We start from the raw sequence: 18,073 nt of genomic DNA, 5'->3' as shown, positions 1-18,073 counted from the left end.
CTACTTTTCAGTAGCCGCTTTCATTTCTTCCACAAACACACCCAACTTATTAAGCATGTTCGGAACATCCTCAAGGTGTTCCGCAATAATCCGCACAATGGCCGAGCCACTAATGGCACCTGCAGCGCCCGCTGCGATAGCGGCTTGCACGTGTTCTGGTTTGGCGATACCGAATCCGAGCAGCGGTGGGGCGCCACCGGCATCACGCAGGGCTTGAATCAGCTCAGCAGCAGGCGCCGCAGAAGCTTGATTATCACCGGTTACACCAGAGCGGCTTAGCAAATAGATATAACCTTCACTAGCCGCTGCAACTTTCGCAAGGGTAGTAGGGGAAGCATCGGGTGGCGCAATAAATATGGGCTGAATACCGGCGCCATGGGCTGCAGTAATAAAGCTTGCCCCTTCTTTTACCGGCACATCAGCCACCAACACAGAATCAACGCCCGCTGCCGCTGCTTGTGCATAAAATGCATCGGCTCCGTTGGCCACCACCAAGTTGCAATACACCAATAGGCCAATTGGAATTTCTGGGTAATCGGCGCGTACGCGGGCAATTAAATCAAAACATTGTTGTTTCGTTACATGATGCTTCAATGCGCGAATATTTGCCGCTTGAATTACCGGGCCATCGGCCACTGGATCAGAAAAGGGTAAACCTAACTCAAGGGCATCGGCACCGTTTTCGATAAGCGTACGAATAATTTGTTCGCTGGTGGCTAAATCAGGATCTGCGAGCGTTACGAACGGCACAAACGCACCTTGATTTCGTTCAGCTAATGCTCCGAACATTTTGCTATAACGTTGCTGTTCTTGGTTCACGTTTTTTGCATTCATACTTCACCTCCTTGTGCCTGCATTGCGAGTATTTTTCGCACGTGATCAATATCTTTATCACCACGGCCTGATAAGTTTACTAACAAGATCTCTGGCTTAGTGCTGGTTTGTGCACGTTTAATCGCATAGGCCAAGGCATGCGCTGGCTCCAAGGCTGGAATAATACCTTCTGCACTGGATAGAATTTTGAAAGCATCAAGGGCCTCTTGGTCGGTTACGCTGGTGTATTGCGCGCGGCCGATAGAATGTAAATGTGCATGCTGCGGGCCCACGCCCGGGTAATCAAGGCCAGCCGATACCGAGTAGCTCTCTTCAATTTGGCCATCACTATCTTGCATCAAGAATGAGCGGCACCCGTGCAATACACCCGGCTTACCGGCACTTAAGGTAGCACCATGTTCACCACTTTCAATGCCATGGCCAGCAGGCTCCACGCCAGTTAAGCGCACACTTGGTTCATCAATAAATTCAGCGAACATACCAATGGCATTTGAACCACCACCTACACAGGCAATGACTTCATCCGGCAAACGGCCTTCCTGGGCAAGAATTTGCTCTTTTGCTTCCGCACCAATCATGCGGTGGAATTCACGCACAATCGTTGGGAACGGGTGTGGTCCTGCCGCAGTGCCTAAAAGATAATGAGTGGTCGGGTAGCTCGCTGTCCAATCCCGCATCGCTTCGTTTACCGCATCTTTTAAAGTGCCGCTGCCGGCATCAACAGGCACTACTTTCGCGCCCATCAGTTCCATGCGAAACACATTCGGTTGCTGGCGTTCAGCATCTTTCCGGCCCATGTAGATAATACATTCAAGCCCAAGTAAGGCGCAGGCTAGTGCGGTAGCTGTGCCGTGCTGCCCGGCGCCGGTTTCGGCAATAATCCGAGTTTTCCCCATACGCTTTGCCAACAAGGCTTGGCCTAACACTTGGTTAGTTTTATGGGCACCACCGTGCAGTAAATCTTCGCGCTTCAAGTAGATTTTAACCGGCGAACCTTTGGTTAAGTTCTGGCACAAGGTTAACGGCGTCGGGCGGCCTAAATAGGTGCTAAGAAGGTTTTTAAATTCGGCCTGAAACTCCGGATCATTTTGCGCATCAATAAACGCGCGCTCCAATTGATCTAGCGCTGGTAGCAGAATCTCTGGCACGAATTGGCCACCAAAATCCCCGAAGTAGGGGCTTAAAACTTGTTCTGAACTCATCGTCATAACCTCGTTAATATAACCGAATCGTGCGAAATGCTTGTTGCAACCATGCCGGATCTTTGTGGCCCGGGTGGCGCTCTAATCCTGAATTTATATCTAAGCCACGGCAGCCTTGAGCGGCTGCGCTGGCTATATTCTCTCTGTTTAAACCGCCGGCGAGCTGAATTCTCTGCCGTTGCTCTTGAGCTACCGGTAACAATTGCCAATCAAAAGTGTGGCCGCTGCCACCGCGGCCATGATCAAATAAAACGCGGGCAACTTCTGGCGCAAATGCGCTGGTGCTCAAAGCAGGTTGCTGCGCTTGCACACTATGTGCATGCCAAATTTCAATTAATTTGGTGTTTTCGTGTGCTTTAAACAACTGACCCAGCTCAGCAATAACGCGATCATCGATTACATCGTGCAATTGCACGGCACTTAAGTTTAGGTGAATAGCGAGCTCGGCTATTGCTTGTGCCGATTCTGTAGCGCCGATATCTGCATAATCCTCGAGGCTAAACACACCGACAAAATTCAACCCAGTAACGTGGCAAATCTGTTCGGCGTTCGCTTGTTTAACAGCGCGAGGAGAACGCTTGGCGAAAATTAAGCCTGCATACACGGCACCGGCACTTCGAGCCGCCAGAGCTTGCGCTTCGCTGGTGATGCCACACACTTTATGCTCACCATAAATTAGCGCCCGACAAGCCAAATCAATATCATCTTGCGCGGTTAACGCGCCACCCACTAGAAAACCATCAACATGCGGGCTAATGCTGCGCACTTGGCTGTTTTGCTCAATACCTGATTCGGCAATGAGCAACGCATTTTCTGGAGCAATCGCAGCTAGTTCTTGGCTACGGTTTAAATCCACAGAAAGATCGCGCAAATTGCGGTGATTAATACCGATTACCCGCGCTTTTAACGCCGCTGCGCGATGCATCTCGTCGGCATCGCTCACTTCCGTAAGAACATGCAGGCCGAGTTGGTTTGCGCGGGCGGCTAGTGTGCGGTATTCATCATCAGATAAAACCGAAAGCATCAGTAAAATTGCATCGGCGCCGAAATAACGAGCGAGATCGACTTGATAAGTACTGAATATAAAATCTTTACACAACACCGGTGTGTTTACTTGCGCGCTTACGGCTTGCAAGTATGCGAAATCCCCTTGGAAATAATCAGGCTCAGTAAGCACGGATATGGCCGCTGCGTAGCTAGCGTAAACTCGAGCAATAGCTACCGGATCGAAATGTTTTCGAATGAGCCCTTTTGAGGGAGAAGCTTTCTTACACTCTAAAATAAATTGCGCACCGGGCGCTGCTAGTGCGGCCGTAAAATCACGTACTGGCCGCGAGCTAGAAAGGGCACTTGCGGCAATTTCAGCTTCTGGGTAATGTTCGCGCATCGCCTCTAGACGCTGTTGGCGCTTAGCTACTATTGCTTGCAGCACTGTGGGCGTATCGGAATGAACTACAAAGCTCATGCTTTAAATTCCTCTTGCATGCGTTGCAAATGTTCGGCTGCTTCACCGCTCGCTAAGTGATCAAGTACATCGCTTGTCGCGATTTTCAAGCTATCGGCGTTGCCTGTAAGGTAACGCACGGCCGCTGCATTCATGGCAATCGCGTTCGCGTGTTCAACTTTACCGCGACCATGAAATACATCTTGTAACATGCGCGCATTTTGGTTGCCATCGCCGCCTCTGAGGCTTTCTAAATTCGCTTCCTGAAGGCCGAAATCAGCAGGGGTTAGTACGTATTCACATAATTCACCGCCGTTAATCTCCACTACTTTAGTGGGGCCATGTAATGCTATTTCATCCAGGCCGCTACCGTTCACTACCATGGCGCGTTCGCACCCTAAAAGTTGCAATGTTTCTGCCATCGGTAGGCATAAATCTGGGGTATAAACGCCCAGCAGTTGCGCTCGCGGGCGGGCAGGGTTTAGCAGTGGGCCGAGTAAATTAAACAACGTGCGGGTTTTCAGTTCTTGCCGCACTGGCATGGCGTAGCGAATACCGGGGTGATAATGCGGTGCGAACAAAAAGCAAAAGCCAAACTCATCAAGCAGCACTTTGTTTTCATCCGGTGATAAATCAAGTGGCACGCCAAGTGATTCTAAAACATCAGCAGATCCTGATCGCGAAGATACGCTGCGATTGCCGTGCTTTGCCACTTTCAAGCCCATACTAGCGGAAACTAACGCTGCCGCAGTAGAGATATTGATGGTGTTACTGCCATCACCACCGGTGCCGCAGGTATCGGCCACCGCGTAAGAAAGCGCTGGAAACTTTTTACTGCCGTTCACTAAAGCGCGCGCGGCCCCCGCTATTTCCGCCGGCGTTTCGCCACGTACTTTCAAAGCAATGAGCATGGCGGCAATTTGATTTTGCGTAAGTTGGCCCGCGATTAAATGCTGGAATAGTTTGGTGGTTTCATCCATCGACAACACTTCGCCGTTAATCACTTTAACGAGTTCAAGCATTTGCTTTCTCCTGCATTAAAAATTCAATACTTTGTTGCAATAGCTGCACACCGTCAGTTGTCATAATGGATTCCGGGTGAAATTGGAACCCTATACTACGCTGTGTAGCATGATAAAAGGCCATTGGAATATTATTTACCGTAGCGATAACTTGTGCTTCGCTTGGCACTTCAATGGCCATTAACGAGTGATATCGAGCTACCGGTAGTGGGTTTGATAAACCGGCGAAAATAGGATGTTCAATGCAATCAATATGGCTCGTTTTCCCATGCACGGTTTCAAAGCAGCGATCAACAACACCACCTGCTTGCTGAATCAGTGCTTGAAAGCCCAAGCAAATACCGAGCATAGGATAAACGCCATTTGCGTGCTGGATAATTGGCATCAGATTGCCAGCGTCGGTTGGGTGCCCGGGCCCTGGTGATAAACATAATAGTACGGGGCCGGCAGCGGCTTGCTCAGCCAAACGTGCGGCAATAAAATCGGTACTTACGGTGTTACGATAAACATCTAAACCAAAGCCCATCTGTGCCAATTCATCAACCAAGTTATAGGTAAAACTATCGAGGTTATCGATGAAAATAATATGGCCTTTGGCTGCTTGTGTATTCACAGCAGTAGTTGCTAATTCGGCGCTCATGCGTTTACCTCGCTCGTAATGGAAAGGGCATGATTGGCGTTAAGAATAGCTTGTATCACGGCGCCTGCTTTTTGTTCGGTTTCGGCTACTTCCGCATCAGCATCGGAATCGAATACAACCCCAGCGCCGGCTTGCACAATAGCTTTGCCATTTTTTACGTAGGCAGAGCGAATCACAATACAGGTATCCATATCACCAGCGCCGTTCAGATAGCCCACAGCACCACCATAACTGCCCCGGCGACAACCCTCGGCGCCACGAATAAGGCTGGCGGCACTAATTTTCGGCGCGCCAACTAACGTGCCCATATTCATGCATGCGCGATACGCATCGAGAGCATCGAGATCATCGCGCAAGGTGGCCACAACACGCGATACCAAGTGCATGACGTGGGAATAGCGATCTACCTTCAATAAATCAGCTACATATCGGCTGCCAGTGCGGGCAATACGGGCCAGATCGTTGCGCGCTAAATCAACCAGCATCATGTGTTCCGCTAGTTCTTTTTGATCTTGGCGTAGGGCAAGTTCAATGCGGGAATCTTGATCTGGTTTAATGTTACCCGCCGCATCACGCGCGCGGCTGCGAGTGCCGGCTATCGGATAAAGCTCTACCTGCCGATTGCTCGCGGTGAATTTCAGTGCTGATTCTGGCGAAGCGCCAAAAAGTTCAAATTCAGCGGTGCGCATATAAAACATGTAGGGGCTTGGGTTGTTTTTCTTCAGCTCCGCGTAGCTACTTAACGCATTTGCGCATGGTAAGGTGAAGTTGCGCGAGGGCACAACTTGGAAAATATCACCGGCGGCAATGTGTTTTTTCATATCCAGCACAATCGCTTTGAATTCTTCTCGTTGCGGATGGCTATTAACATTGGCGAAATCTAGTTTTACGGTAGTTCTGTTTTTACCCACAGGTGCGGTTGTTGCGGGTGAAAATAAATTAGAACCACTATTAAAAGGTGCCTGCATGCGGCTCATCAGTTCGCCCAGGCGTTGGCAGAGCTGCTGGTGCCGCGTTTCGGCGTTATCGCCGCTAGCAAGTATACCAAGCAACTCGGTTTGCTGGGCCTCGTGGTCCATAATCAGCAGGGTTTCAGCTAAGTAGAATTGATAATCGGGGCAATCGTTGATGCCTTCCGTTACTTCAGGGAGCTGCTCAAAAGTTGCCAGTAAATCATAGGCGAAAACACCGGCTAAAAAGATAGCGAAAGGATGCGGCTGCAACGACGTTAACTTTTGCTGCAAAGTACGCAATGGCAGGGTATTTGCCGGTGCGGCTAGGCGTTCTTTCTCGGTTAAATTGCTGGCGGGCAAAGCAAATTCGAATACACAGCGACCCTTATTGGCTTTGGCAGTGCTAGCTTCGGAAGCGCTTAGAAATTCCTTTAGTTCGTTTTGCAACCAATTGAGAATACAGACGCCGTTATCACTTAAGGCCGTTACCGTAACCTGTTGGCCTTGGCAAACAAGCTTCATTGAGGCATCTATCATAAACAGGCTTTTTAGGTTCTGGCGTGAATCGATCTCGGCTGATTCCAAAAGAATATGCTCGCCACCGGTGTGAGCAAGGCGTTTTAATACATCAACCGGATCGGCTTGATACTGAGTAGCTACAGAAATAGGAAATAGGTTTCCCAGTTTGTTAAGTTCACCTTCTTCAACGTCACTCTGTGGCGTGCTGGTTGTTCGATTCCCAAGCATGATGGTTCGGCATCCCTTTTTTTATTTAGTAACGGCGTGTGTGATAAACGCGTTAGCGTGCTCGTTTAAGTGTTTCTGTTACCCACTCAGCGGGATGCTAAAATAGCAAAACCCGCTTCGTAAGCGGGTTTTGAATGAATTTCTGTTTTCTAATTTGCTTTATAAAAAGCGCACAGACGCATCCACTACCCGCGAAGGAAGTGCCACCACCAATGATGTTGTACAGATGCGAATGGTTTCATGCTGTGCGTCTCTCTATAAATCTTTACAACTTGCTATAAGTTGTACGTGAAAATGAATACATGAACGATAACGGCAGACCCAAAATCTGTCAATAGGTTTTTCAAAAAGCATCACGATTCGTGCAGGAATAGAGCGCCACAATAATGGTTTTGTGTGGTTAAAGCGCGTATGATGAGGCTATTAAACTAGCACAATTATTGCACAGCATTTGCTGCAGCTAGGTGTTGCAATAGCGTGCACAAAAGCATGTGTTGATAATGAGTTAAGTGCTTGATGGATTCTAAACTGAGGAGTGACCATGCAAATTGATTTACATTGCCATACCACTGCCTCTGATGGTGCATTAACGCCGGCAGAAATGGTGATGCGTGCGGGCGTCATGCAAATCGATGTGTTAGCCATTACTGACCATGATTCTATTAGTGGCTTTCAGGCCGCAAAAATAGCGCGAGAAGAGCAAAAGTTAAAACGCCTTGAGTTGATTCCGGGTGTTGAGTTCAGCACGACATGGGAAGGGTTTGAGATTCATATTTTGGCGTGGCAGTTTTCGCTTGAGCATCCGGCTCTAGTGCGTTTGCTTGCAGAGCAACGTGAGCGGCGGCACCTTCGTTCTGAGGCGATTCATGCCAAGCTGATAAAACAAGGTATTGCGGCTGAGAAGCTACCAGCAGCAAGGCCAGAATCATCTGCTAAAAATCAAGACGGCAACCAAGATGGCAATGTAGTAACCCGGTTGCATTATGCGCAAGCGCTATTTGAGCATGGTTACTGTAACTCGGTGCAAGATGCCTTTGAAAAATATTTGGGTAAGGGCCAGTGTGCATACGAAAAACCGCAATGGTGTTCAATGAGTGAAGCCGTAGCGGTAATCAACGCGGCAGGCGGTGTTGCCAGTATTGCCCATCCTTTAGCCTATGATTTAAGCAATAAATGGTTGCGGCGGTTAATTGCTGAGTTTAAAGATTCGGGTGGGCGTGCCATGGAAGTGGTCAGTGGCCAGCAAAGCCCAGAACAGCGTCGATGGCTAACTGAGTTGGCGGTTGAATATGAGCTACTGGCATCGGTAGGTTCTGATTTTCACTACCCAGGGCGTTATCGTGAACTGGGGCGGAATTTAAAAATGCCCGATGAGTTAACACCAGTGTGGCATGATTGGCCTGAAATGCAGGGGTTATAATGCGCGTAATGGCTGATAAAATGAGTTGAGTATTAATTGTTGAATAAAAAGAGAAAAGGAACGCGAGGATGAGCCAGTTTTTTCAAATCCATCCGGATAATCCCCAGAACCGGCTAATCGTGCAGGCGGCTGATATTATTCGCAAGGGTGGTGTGGTGGTATATCCCACTGATTCCGGCTACGGCATTGGCTGCCAACTGCAAAATAAAGAAGCGGTTGAGCGAATTTTGAATATTCGCCAGCTTGGCAGTGAACATAATTTTACTTTGATGTGCCGCGATCTATCGGAGCTTTCGGTATATGCCCGAGTAGGAAACCAAGCGTTTCGCTTGATCAAAAATAACACGCCTGGCCCTTACACTTTTGTACTGATGGCAACGAAAGAAGTGCCGAAACGGTTAATGAATCCAAAGCGAAAAACTATTGGTTTGCGGGTTCCTGATAACGATATTGCGCAAGCACTGTTGGCGGAATTACGCGAGCCGATGATGTCGACCACGATGATTTTTCCCAATGAAGAATTTGCCGAACCAGATCCGTATGAGATTCGGCAGCGCTTAGAGAAATTGGTGGATTTAATTATTGATGGTGGCCACTTAATGGAAAAACCCACTACCGTAGTTGATTTGGTAGATGATGAAGTGGAAATTATTCGTGTGGGTGAGGGTGATCCCAGCCGTTTTAGCTAATATAAGCGGGGTTCTTGATAAGCCCGCAATATGGATAGATAAATAGTTAGGAAGCAGCATTTGGTTACTGAGCAACAATCGTTACCCTTAGGGTTTGTGCGTGGTGAACCGGTTTTTGAACAACCGGAGGATTTATATATCCCGCCAGAAGCACTTGAACTCATGCTTGATTTGTTCTCGGGGCCAATGGATTTGCTGCTGTATCTTATCCGCAAGCAAAAAATGGATATTCTCGATTTGCCGATTCTACGAATTACCGAGCAATATATGGTGTACGTAGATATGATGCGCGAAATGAAGTTAGAGCTGGCGGCGGATTACTTATTAATGGCAGCCATGTTGGCTGAAATTAAAAGCCGAATGCTATTACCGAAGATAGCTACGGACGAAGACGAAGAAGATGATCCGCGCGCCGAACTCGTTCGGCGCTTGAAAGAGTATGAAATTGTGCGCAGTGGTGCCCATGAGCTGGATACCCAACCACAACAAGAACGTGATTATTTCATCGCCAATGCCGATACTGATGCTCGCGATTTAGCGGGACATGCACCGCCCGATGTGGCGTTGGAAGAGCTGAGTTTGGCGCTCTTTAAGGTGATGCAACTGGTCGATGTGCAAGCGCACCACCAAGTAAAACGCGAAGCGCTTTCTACCCGCGAGCGCATGAGTAGTATTCTGGAGAAGCTGCAATCGAAAAAAAGGATTGAGTTCTCTCAGCTTTTCGAAACAAATGAAGGGCGTTCTGGGGTTGTTGTGAGCTTTTTGGCGATTTTAGAGCTAAATAAAGAAGGTTTAATTGCGCTTACCCAGGCAGAATCATACTCAGTGATTTATGTTGTTAGTAAATCTGGTGATCGCGATACAGAGTATGCGTCGGTTGAGAATCCGAATGCAGATATCGTAACTGCCGCAGTTGAGGAATAGTTGGGATGATTGCAGACAAACAATTAAAGCAACTTGTGGAAGCCGCAGTATTTGCCGCTGAAGCGCCGGTTACCCTTGATCAATTGCTCGGTGGCGTGCTTGCTGATTATCGTTTGAATCGCCCGCGTATTCGGCAAGTGTTGGATGAATTAAAAGACGATTATCGTGAACGTGGCATTGAGCTGGTAGAAGTTGCTTCGGGTTACCGGTTTCAAACGCGTGCGGAATTGGGCCCAGCGCTCGTACACATGTGGCCAGATCGCGCTCCGCGATATTCGGCAGCACTTTTAGAAACCCTAGCCTTAATTGCTTGGCGGCAGCCGGTTACCCGTGGCGAAATTGAAGCGGTACGTGGGGTTTCGGTAAGCACACAAATTATGAAAACCTTGCAAGAGCGGGGCTGGGTAAAAGTAGTAGGCCATAAAGAAGTGCCCGGCAGGCCTGCGCTGTACGCCACGACCAAAGCATTTTTAGATTATTTTTCGTTACAATCTGTAGCCGATTTACCCGCTTTAGCGCAGCCTCGTCCCGAGCTTGAGCTAGATTTGGAAGGTGTTACAGATACCAATGACACGCGGGAGCGTGGCACAAAAGAGGAAGAAAACCTGTGAAAGACACCGAAAAGTTACAAAAAGTATTAGCGCGTTCAGGCCATGGCTCACGGCGTGAATTAGAAACTATGATCAGTGAAGGCCGGATTCGGGTTGATGATCATGTTGCTACACTCGGTGAGCGGGTAACTGCTTCAGCGGATATTCGTATCGACGGTCACCAAGTAAAAGTGCGGAATGCTGAAGAGCAACCTTGCCGGGTTTTGGTGTACCACAAACCCGAAGGTGAACTGGTAACCCGAAAAGATCCGGAAGGCCGGGCAACGGTTTATGAGCGTATGCCTTATGTGAGCACTGCGCGTTGGATCGCCATAGGCCGTTTAGATATCAATACATCGGGCTTGTTGTTAATGACAACCGATGGTGAATTGGCGAACCGCTTAATGCACCCGAGCTACGAAGTGGAGCGTGAATATGCGGTGCGTGTTTTCGGTGAAGTTGGTGAAGCGCAGATTCAGAAGCTTTTGAAGGGCGTTAAATTAGAAGACGGTGTTTCCAAGTTTAAGAAAATTAAGCGCCGCGGCGGCGAAGGTATGAATCAGTGGTTTCATGTGATTCTTACCGAAGGCAAAAACCGAGAAGTACGGCGGTTGTGGGAATCGCAAGGCTGTACAGTAAGCCGTTTGATGCGCGTGCGGATGGGTGATTTAGTGTTGCCCAAAGGCCTTGTTCAAGGGGGCTGGATGGAGCTACAAACCGAGCAAGTGAATTATTTACGCCGTTTGGTAGAGCTTCCTTTAATTGAATCAGCGCCGGTAATTACCGATGAAGAGCAGCGCCGGCAATTGAAGCAGGCACGCCGCGGTAGTATGCGTCATCGGAAGGAAAATCCAGTAGGTCGTGGTGGCCGTCGTTTATCAGCGCAACCGGATGGCGTGGAGCAAGAAAGCGCTGGAAGAGGCGCTGCAGGTAAAGATAACGCACGTAAAGACAACGCCGGTAAAGACAATAAACGCTCTGAATCAATGAGTGCGCGCGCGCACTCGCGAAACGTGAAACGTGAAGAAGAATCTAATGTAGGCCGTAAACCTTCCGGTAAGCCTTCTCCACGTAGCCGCAATAGTGGTAAAGGTCAGGGTAAAGGTAAGCCGCAACGGCAGCATCAGGGTAATTCAGGTAGTGGGAAGAAGTAGTCAGTATGAGTAGCGCATTATCAGCAAATGAAACAAGTTCGATTCAACTTCGTACTGAATGGAGCGAGAGCCGCAGTGTATGGTTACGCTGGCCTTATCGCGAAGAAATTTGGCCGCAACGGCTAGGCGAATTGGCACCGGTTCAACAGGAGTTTTTACGCCTGTTGCAGGTACTTGCCGAAGCGCGAATCCCGGTGAATTTGCAGGTTGCGGTAGGCCATGTTGATAATGTGCGTTCTGTTTTAGCGGAACAACCCTTTACCGAATTATTGACTATTCAGCTCCATGAAGTGGCCTACGGTGATGTTTGGCTGCGCGATTGCGCGCCCTTTATTGCTGAAGGGGTGCAAACCGAGAAACATGCTTCCGCTTGGCATTTCCAGTTTGATGGTTGGGGGGGCATTGATGATCAATTCAACCATGATATTGAAGCCAGAAACTGGTTGAGTGAAAAACTGGGTTTGCTGAATGCTGGCGCTGGTGTTGCGAACGATAACATGGTTCTTGAAGGTGGCGCTTTGCACCATGATGGCGAAGGTACAGCGATTGCCTGTGCTGGAAGTATCTTATTTCGCCCGGGTAATGATGGCTTAACGGCTGCCGAGTTTCGGCAAAAATTACACGGTTGCTTTGCTATTGAAAAAGTACTAATGGTGCCAGGGCGTTTGGCGGCCGATGAAACGGGTGGCCACGTTGATAACTTAGCAGTGTTTATTGCTCCGGGTGAAGTGGCCATTGCTTACACCGATGATGCCAGCCACCCTGATTACGCAACTTGCCGCCGAGTGTTCGATTTCTTTGCAGATGCTATTGATGCACATGGCCGCGCCTTTGTAATTCATAAGCTACCGTTGCCTCGAGCACCACGGTTAAGTGCTGCGGAAGCAGTGGATATTAAGCAGCGCCATGGCGTTCGTCGGCGCATTGCCGGTATGCCTTTGATGGCCAGTTATGTGAACTTTTTACGCATTAACATGGGCGTTGAGCACCTTAGCGCTGGTTCTACAGGTAAATTAATTGTAATGCCCGGCTTTGGGCTGCCTTCTGATGAAGTAGCACGGAACCTGATGGCGAAATGGTTGCCTGATTATCGAGTAGTAACGGTACCGGCTCGTGGATTGTTAGTGGGTGGTGGTGGTTGGCATTGTGCTAGCTTTGCTTACTGAGCTTTCACGTTAGTTGGGGTTATTGTTCGCAGGTTGCATTTCGCATCAAGAAGCAAATCCAGAACCAAGGAGCACAAAATGAATACGTTGAAGATTAAAGATTTTGCATGGCTGAAAGCATCCAGCATACTTTTATCCTTTGCTGCCTTGGTGGCTTTAACTGGGTGTGGGCAACCGCATACTGCTAACCATCACCCTGCAGGGAATGTATCTGATAGTGTGCAGGTTCAGGCTACTGGCTCAGCGCAAGGTATTCCTGATCAAGCGCTATTGCGTTTCGTTATTGTTGAAGATGGTGATGAGCTAGGTGTGTTGAAGCAGGAAGTGGATGACACCACCAGCACATTTTTGGACGTGTTAGCGGAACTGAACGTACCTCGCGAGAATATTAGTTCTTGGCAGGTAGCGGTAACGCCGCGTTACAACTATCGTGATGGCCAACAAGAATTTTTAGGCTATCGTGTGAGCCGTTCGGTTGATGTTCAACTGGATGATATTTCAGCATTTGACGTTGTGATTGATCGTGCGTTAGCTGCGGATATTGGCCGCGTAGAGCAAATTCGTTTCCAAGTAGCGGATCCAGCGCCACTGTATGCTTTAGCGCGCGCAGATGCAATGGAGCAGGCGTGGCAAAAGGCAGAGGAACTGGCGAGCGCCAGTAACCGGAGTATTGCTCGGGTACAAGAAGTAGTTGAGCACGGTTCGGCGCCGGCTGTTACTGAAGGTATGATGGCGCTGAGAAGCTCTGCGGATTCCGCTACTGAAGCTGGCCAACAGAGCTTGTCGGTATCGGTGAGTGTTAAGTTTATTCTTGAATAAAATACCGATTCGGTGCACTGAATTATTGTGATGCAGCTAAGACTAGTAGAATGAATCGATATCCGAAGCCGCCAAAAGATCCAAGCGATGAGAGTGCGATTGAGCACCGCGCCGTGGATCTTTTAAGCCGCCGAGAACATAGCGAGTATGAACTGCGGCGTAAGCTTGAGCACAAGGGCTTTGCTGTAGATGCGGTAAAACGCGTTTTAGATCGCTTACAAGAGCGACAATGGCAATCAGACGAACGTTTTGCCGCTAGCTTTTTTCGACAACGGGTAGAGCAAGGCTACGGACCACTGCGCATTCGTATGGAAATGAGCCAGAAAGGGCTTTCCGATATTGAAATTGAAACTGTTTTCGCAGAAAGTGCGCCGGATTGGCGTGAACTGGCGAAAGAACGATACCAACGACGCTTTGCTAGAACTGCGCGCTTCAAGCAATTGGAGCCGAAGGAAAAAGCAAAACGGCAGCGATTCTTAGCGCAACGCGGATTCACTGCAGAGCAAGTGTACGCGGCGATTTCAGCCGCAGAAGATGATGACGAAGTGGCTGTTTTCTGAGCCCTCGCTGTGATAATCTACCGCCTTTATTTTCTTCTGTTCGATGCACCTTTTTACACACGGGTTGCATGCGAACGAACCTGATTAAAAATCTATATCATTAATCGTTAGATACGAACTCAAGGCAGGATAGTATTTATGAGCATGACAAGTGCCGAAATCCGTACGGCTTTTTTGAACTTCTTCGCTGAGCGTGGCCATCAGGTTGTGCAAAGTGCTTCGTTGATTCCCGGTAATGATGCAACTTTACTATTCACGAATGCCGGAATGGTGCCGTTCAAAGATGTGTTTTTAGGTACGGATAAGCGTAATTATACCCGCGCCACGAGTTCTCAGCGTTGTGTGCGTGCGGGTGGTAAACACAATGATCTAGAGAATGTGGGGTATACCGCACGCCACCATACCTTCTTTGAAATGCTCGGAAACTTTAGTTTTGGCGATTATTTTAAGCGCGAAGCTATTCAGTATGCGTGGTCTTTTTTAACCGAAGAGTTAAAGCTGCCGAAAGAAAAGCTCTGGGTTACCGTATTTGAAGAAGATGATGAAGCTTACGATATCTGGGCCGATGAAATGGGTGTTCCGCACGATCGGATAAGCCGTATTGGTGCCAAAGATAACTTCTGGCAAATGGGTGATACCGGGCCATGTGGGCCGTGTTCTGAAATTTTCTATGATCACGGTGAAGAAGTTTGGGGTGGACCTCCAGGTACTCCTGAAGAAGATGGCGATCGCTACATTGAAATCTGGAACTTGGTTTTCATGCAGTTTAATCGCCAAGCCGATGGTTCTATGGAGCCATTGCCTCAGCCTTCGGTGGATACCGGCATGGGCCTTGAGCGAATTGCTGCGGTGTTGCAGCATGTTCATTCCAATTATGAAACCGATACTTTTGTGGCGTTAATCAAAGCCGCTGCCGAAGCTGTGGGTACTGACGACCTTTCCGCGCAATCGCTGCGCGTAATTGCGGATCATATTCGCTCGTGTTCATTCTTGATCGCCGATGGTGTGTTGCCCTCAAATGAAGGCCGCGGCTACGTGTTGCGCCGCATTATTCGGCGTGCCGTGCGCCACGGTTCGAAGTTAGGTGCGAACCAAGCGTTTTTCTACAAATTAGTTACCGAGCTAGTTAATTTAATGGGAGAAGCATTCCCTGAATTGGTTGGTGCACAAGAGCGTATCGAAAAAGCCTTGTTACAAGAAGAACAGCAATTTGCGCGCACACTCCAGCGTGGTATGAGCCTGTTGGAAGAAGAAGTGGCAAACTTGCCGGAAAATGGCACTTTGGCTGGTGATGTGGCCTTTAAACTCTACGATACCTATGGTTTTCCATACGATCTTACCGCTGATATTTTGCGCGAGCGCGGCTTTGGTTTAGATCAGGCTGGCTTTGATAAAGCGATGGCTGAGCAGCGAGCACGGGCACAGCAAGCCTCGCAATTTGGTGCCGATTATAACGAGCGCCTAAAATCTGATGTAGTTTCCGAGTTTGCAGGCTATAGCGCTTATGAAAGTGAATCGGCTATCGCCGAGATTTTTGTGAACGGCGATTCGGTTACGGAATTAGCCGCTGGCGAAGAAGGGATAGTAGTGCTGAGTAGCTCACCATTCTATGCTGAAAGCGGCGGGCAAGTAGGCGATGTGGGTGTGTTCGAGGTTGCAGGTGAACCCGTATATACGGTTACCGATACACAATACATTGGTAAAGCCATTGGCCATCACGGTATTGCGGATGTTACGTTAAAAGTGGGTGATAGCGTACTCGCGGTGGTTGACGACGAACGCCGCTGGGCGATTCGCCGGAATCATTCGGCTACTCATTTAATTCATGCTGCGTTGCGCAATGTTTTGGGTGAACACGTGGCGCAGAAGGGTTCATTGGTAAATGAACAACGGCTGCGTTTTGATTTCGCGCATCCAAAAGCGGTGACATCGGCTGAACTACAAGCGATTGAAGCACAAGTAAATGAGCAAATTCGTTTGAATGTTCCGTTAACGACTGATGTATTGCCGATTGAAGAAGCGAAAGCGCGTGGTGCGATGGCGTTGTTTGGTGAGAAATACGCGGATGATGTGCGAGTAGTGCAAATGAGTGATTACTCACTCGAACTTTGTGGCGGTACCCATGTTGAACGTACCGGTGATATTGGTGGTTTTCGCATTGTTGCAGAAGCAGGCATTGCTTCAGGTGTGCGCCGTATTGATGCAGTAACGGGCGCAGGCGCGGTGGCTTATAATTTGGCGCAACAGCAAAAACTAATGGAAGCGGCGAGCTTGTTAAAGAGTGATCCCGCGGCGCTCGCCGATCGTATAGAACAAATGTTAGGGAAGCAGAAGCAACTTGAGAAAGAACTTGCTGAACTACAGAAACAAGCATCTGCCCAAGCGGGGGCTTCGTTAATCGATCAGGCGCAGGATATTCACGGTGCTAAAGTGATTGTTGCGGAAGTACACAATACAGAAGCCAAAGCTCTACGTGAAATGGTTGATGATTTGAAGAACCGGCTTGGAGAAGGGGTTGTTGTTTTAGGTCTACGCCAAGATGAGAAAGTAAGTTTGATCGCCGGCGTGACAAAGGGCTTAACCAACCAAGTGAAAGCGGGTGAGTTAGTTAATGTTGCTGCATCTCTGGTAGGTGGTAAAGGCGGTGGGCGTCCTGATATGGCCCAAGCTGGTGGCACCGAGCCAGAGAATCTAGAGCAGGCTTTAGTGGAAACATTAGCGTGGTTGCGTGCGAATTTAGCATAAGCGCTTACACCAGTTAGCGTGTATTTTGCTTCAGTAACCGCAACTATCTGAAGAATCGTGTAAAGATCTCGGATTAAAGGCCTCAATCGAGGGCGGTTACTACATTATTTCAAGCGCTGTGCTAAGCTTGATTCAGGAAACGAAATGAATTTCGTTGATTGATTGATAAGCTGTTTAAGCCAGCGTAGTTAAGTTACTTTAACGACAGGGTAGTTTGGAAAATTGCGGCTAAATATGAAGATTGTCATATCGCGAAATGTAGGGAAGTTGATACTATGCCCAAGCTTCTGTTTTAGTGCGTCACGTTGGGTCGCACGAGAAGCTAACCTGAAAGGAGCAGATGGATGCTAATTTTAACGCGACGTGTCGGAGAGACATTAATGATAGGCGATGACGTCACTGTCACTGTCTTAGGCGTAAAGGGAAACCAAGTACGCATCGGTGTTAATGCTCCGAAAGATGTTTCAGTTCATCGTGAAGAAATCTATATGCGAATCCAAGCTGAGAAAGACGATTCTGCCAGTAACGAATAAGTTTTTGTTGGCTAGTTTTCACAATTTTTTATAGAAAAGATAAAGAAAAAGAAGCCGGCGCTGCCGGCTTTTCTTTTGGTTATTTTCTTAAATACGACAACAAAAGTGGTAAAATTTAGGCATAATGCTTAAATATGCCGCAGTCGGTAGGGTAAAGATAAAAAAGCGTTTGACATGCTCGCTCAAATCGCTATCATTCGTGCCCACAAGTTGCGGTGAGGTGGCCGAGCGGCTGAAGGCGCTCCCCTGCTAAGGGAGTATAGGGTTTATAGCCCTATCGAGGGTTCGAATCCCTCCCTCACCGCCAGTTTTGAAAAGATGATGCATTTTAAAAATTAGAAGCATGTTGTAACACACGCATTTATTTTTTATTAGAATTCATTATGTGACGCGCTCGTAGCTCAGCTGGATAGAGTACCTGGCTACGAACCAGGCGGTCGGAGGTTCGAATCCTCCCGAGCGCGCCAATTCAAAACTTTGCAAACAACTTGTGTATAATGTTCGTTAGAACATGTTCAATAGGATCAATACGCGCTCGTAGCTCAGCTGGATAGAGTACCTGGCTACGAACCAGGCGGTCGGAGGTTCGAATCCTCCCGAGCGCGCCATTGATTCCCCCTTTTGCAATCCT

The 18,073-nt window shown here is 48.5% G+C and carries 15 protein-coding genes, 3 tRNA genes and 1 pseudogene; 13 read left to right on the top strand and 6 right to left on the bottom strand.

Annotation, left to right across the window (positions count from 1 at the left end; all coding sequences use genetic code 11):
* From trpA to CWE13_RS04170, 6 genes are read right to left on the bottom strand one after another with little or no spacing between them, the layout of a single operon-like run.
* Complete coding sequence (gene trpA, locus CWE13_RS04195) at nt 1-834, bottom strand: tryptophan synthase subunit alpha (RefSeq protein WP_126806222.1); 834 nt, start codon at nt 832-834, stop codon at nt 1-3.
* Nucleotides 831-2,036: a tryptophan synthase subunit beta gene (trpB, locus tag CWE13_RS04190; protein ID WP_198677889.1), complete on the bottom strand. Its 1,206-nt coding sequence runs from the start codon at nt 2,034-2,036 to the stop codon at nt 831-833. The genes trpA and trpB overlap by 4 nt, the downstream gene beginning before the upstream one ends.
* A gap of 13 nt (nt 2,037-2,049) precedes the next feature.
* A complete protein-coding gene (gene trpCF, locus CWE13_RS04185) occupies nt 2,050-3,501 on the bottom strand; it encodes a bifunctional indole-3-glycerol-phosphate synthase TrpC/phosphoribosylanthranilate isomerase TrpF (protein ID WP_126806218.1) in 1,452 nt (483 codons plus the stop codon).
* On the bottom strand, nt 3,498-4,502 hold the full coding sequence (gene trpD, locus CWE13_RS04180; RefSeq protein ID WP_126806216.1) for an anthranilate phosphoribosyltransferase: 1,005 nt from the start codon (nt 4,500-4,502) through the stop codon (nt 3,498-3,500). The genes trpCF and trpD overlap by 4 nt, the downstream gene beginning before the upstream one ends.
* The gene (locus CWE13_RS04175; protein ID WP_126806214.1) at nt 4,495-5,142 is read right to left on the bottom strand and encodes a glutamine amidotransferase-related protein; all 648 of its coding nucleotides are present in this window, start codon (nt 5,140-5,142) and stop codon (nt 4,495-4,497) included. The genes trpD and CWE13_RS04175 overlap by 8 nt, the downstream gene beginning before the upstream one ends.
* Complete coding sequence (locus tag CWE13_RS04170) at nt 5,139-6,842, bottom strand: anthranilate synthase component 1 (protein ID WP_126806213.1); 1,704 nt, start codon at nt 6,840-6,842, stop codon at nt 5,139-5,141. Before CWE13_RS04170 ends, CWE13_RS04175 begins: the two co-directional genes overlap by 4 nt.
* A gap of 541 nt (nt 6,843-7,383) precedes the next feature.
* Here CWE13_RS04170 and CWE13_RS04165 point away from each other — a divergent pair.
* The 13 genes and pseudogenes from CWE13_RS04165 (at nt 7,384) to CWE13_RS04105 (ending at nt 18,050) form a co-directional block, all read left to right on the top strand.
* Nucleotides 7,384-8,262: a PHP domain-containing protein gene (locus CWE13_RS04165; protein WP_126806211.1), complete on the top strand. Its 879-nt coding sequence runs from the start codon at nt 7,384-7,386 to the stop codon at nt 8,260-8,262.
* Nucleotides 8,263-8,330: 68 nt separating this feature from the next.
* On the top strand, nt 8,331-8,951 hold the full coding sequence (locus CWE13_RS04160; RefSeq protein WP_126806209.1) for an L-threonylcarbamoyladenylate synthase: 621 nt from the start codon (nt 8,331-8,333) through the stop codon (nt 8,949-8,951).
* 60 nt (nt 8,952-9,011) lie between these two features.
* On the top strand, nt 9,012-9,875 hold the full coding sequence (locus tag CWE13_RS04155) for a segregation and condensation protein A (RefSeq protein ID WP_241973632.1): 864 nt from the start codon (nt 9,012-9,014) through the stop codon (nt 9,873-9,875).
* A gap of 5 nt (nt 9,876-9,880) precedes the next feature.
* Nucleotides 9,881-10,486 carry an SMC-Scp complex subunit ScpB gene (gene scpB / locus CWE13_RS04150; protein WP_126806207.1) on the top strand — a complete coding sequence of 202 codons (606 nt, stop codon included), beginning with the start codon at nt 9,881-9,883 and terminating at the stop codon, nt 10,484-10,486.
* Nucleotides 10,483-11,340 (top strand): annotated as a pseudogene (gene rluB, locus CWE13_RS04145) (23S rRNA pseudouridine(2605) synthase RluB); the annotation flags it as partial. The gene scpB and the pseudogene rluB, both read left to right, overlap by 4 nt.
* Nucleotides 11,341-11,624: 284 nt before the next feature.
* Nucleotides 11,625-12,785, top strand: a complete 1,161-nt coding sequence (locus CWE13_RS04140) for an agmatine deiminase family protein (protein ID WP_126806203.1) — start codon at nt 11,625-11,627, stop codon at nt 12,783-12,785.
* A gap of 78 nt (nt 12,786-12,863) precedes the next feature.
* Entirely contained in the window at nt 12,864-13,604 is a 741-nt protein-coding gene (locus CWE13_RS04135; protein ID WP_126806201.1) for an SIMPL domain-containing protein, read from the top strand.
* 50 nt (nt 13,605-13,654) lie between these two features.
* The gene (locus tag CWE13_RS04130) at nt 13,655-14,164 is read left to right on the top strand and encodes a regulatory protein RecX (protein WP_198677888.1); all 510 of its coding nucleotides are present in this window, start codon (nt 13,655-13,657) and stop codon (nt 14,162-14,164) included.
* 138 nt (nt 14,165-14,302) lie between these two features.
* Complete coding sequence (gene alaS / locus CWE13_RS04125; protein WP_126806200.1) at nt 14,303-16,909, top strand: alanine--tRNA ligase; 2,607 nt, start codon at nt 14,303-14,305, stop codon at nt 16,907-16,909.
* 344 nt (nt 16,910-17,253) lie between these two features.
* Nucleotides 17,254-17,442: a carbon storage regulator CsrA gene (gene csrA, locus CWE13_RS04120; protein WP_126806198.1), complete on the top strand. Its 189-nt coding sequence runs from the start codon at nt 17,254-17,256 to the stop codon at nt 17,440-17,442.
* A 214-nt stretch (nt 17,443-17,656) separates the two neighbouring features.
* Nucleotides 17,657-17,749: transfer RNA gene (locus CWE13_RS04115), tRNA-Ser, on the top strand.
* Nucleotides 17,750-17,832: 83 nt separating this feature from the next.
* Nucleotides 17,833-17,909 (top strand) — tRNA-Arg (locus CWE13_RS04110).
* 64 nt (nt 17,910-17,973) lie between these two features.
* Nucleotides 17,974-18,050, top strand: a tRNA-Arg gene (locus CWE13_RS04105).
* Nucleotides 18,051-18,073 lie beyond the last annotated feature (23 nt).

Source organism: Aliidiomarina shirensis, assembly GCF_003987345.1.
Classification (GTDB): Bacteria; Pseudomonadota; Gammaproteobacteria; order Enterobacterales; family Alteromonadaceae; genus Aliidiomarina; species Aliidiomarina shirensis.
This window is presented reverse-complemented; position numbering and strand designations above follow the sequence as displayed.

Excerpts from the sequence above, each read along its gene's own strand:
- trpB (WP_198677889.1), bottom strand. The coding sequence starts at position 2,036 with ATGAGTTCAGAACAAGTTTTAAGCCCCTACTTCGGGGATTTTGGTGGC.
- scpB (WP_126806207.1), top strand. The coding sequence starts at position 9,881 with ATGATTGCAGACAAACAATTAAAGCAACTTGTGGAAGCCGCAGTATTT.
- CWE13_RS04135 (WP_126806201.1), top strand. The coding sequence starts at position 12,864 with ATGAATACGTTGAAGATTAAAGATTTTGCATGGCTGAAAGCATCCAGC.
- CWE13_RS04160 (WP_126806209.1), top strand. The coding sequence starts at position 8,331 with ATGAGCCAGTTTTTTCAAATCCATCCGGATAATCCCCAGAACCGGCTA.
- CWE13_RS04140 (WP_126806203.1), top strand. The coding sequence starts at position 11,625 with ATGAGTAGCGCATTATCAGCAAATGAAACAAGTTCGATTCAACTTCGT.
- CWE13_RS04165 (WP_126806211.1), top strand. The coding sequence starts at position 7,384 with ATGCAAATTGATTTACATTGCCATACCACTGCCTCTGATGGTGCATTA.
- CWE13_RS04175 (WP_126806214.1), bottom strand. The coding sequence starts at position 5,142 with ATGAGCGCCGAATTAGCAACTACTGCTGTGAATACACAAGCAGCCAAA.
- CWE13_RS04170 (WP_126806213.1), bottom strand. The coding sequence starts at position 6,842 with ATGCTTGGGAATCGAACAACCAGCACGCCACAGAGTGACGTTGAAGAA.
- trpA (WP_126806222.1), bottom strand. The coding sequence starts at position 834 with ATGAATGCAAAAAACGTGAACCAAGAACAGCAACGTTATAGCAAAATG.
- trpD (WP_126806216.1), bottom strand. The coding sequence starts at position 4,502 with ATGCTTGAACTCGTTAAAGTGATTAACGGCGAAGTGTTGTCGATGGAT.
- csrA (WP_126806198.1), top strand. The coding sequence starts at position 17,254 with ATGCTAATTTTAACGCGACGTGTCGGAGAGACATTAATGATAGGCGAT.
- alaS (WP_126806200.1), top strand. The coding sequence starts at position 14,303 with ATGAGCATGACAAGTGCCGAAATCCGTACGGCTTTTTTGAACTTCTTC.
- trpCF (WP_126806218.1), bottom strand. The coding sequence starts at position 3,501 with ATGAGCTTTGTAGTTCATTCCGATACGCCCACAGTGCTGCAAGCAATA.
- CWE13_RS04130 (WP_198677888.1), top strand. The coding sequence starts at position 13,655 with ATGAATCGATATCCGAAGCCGCCAAAAGATCCAAGCGATGAGAGTGCG.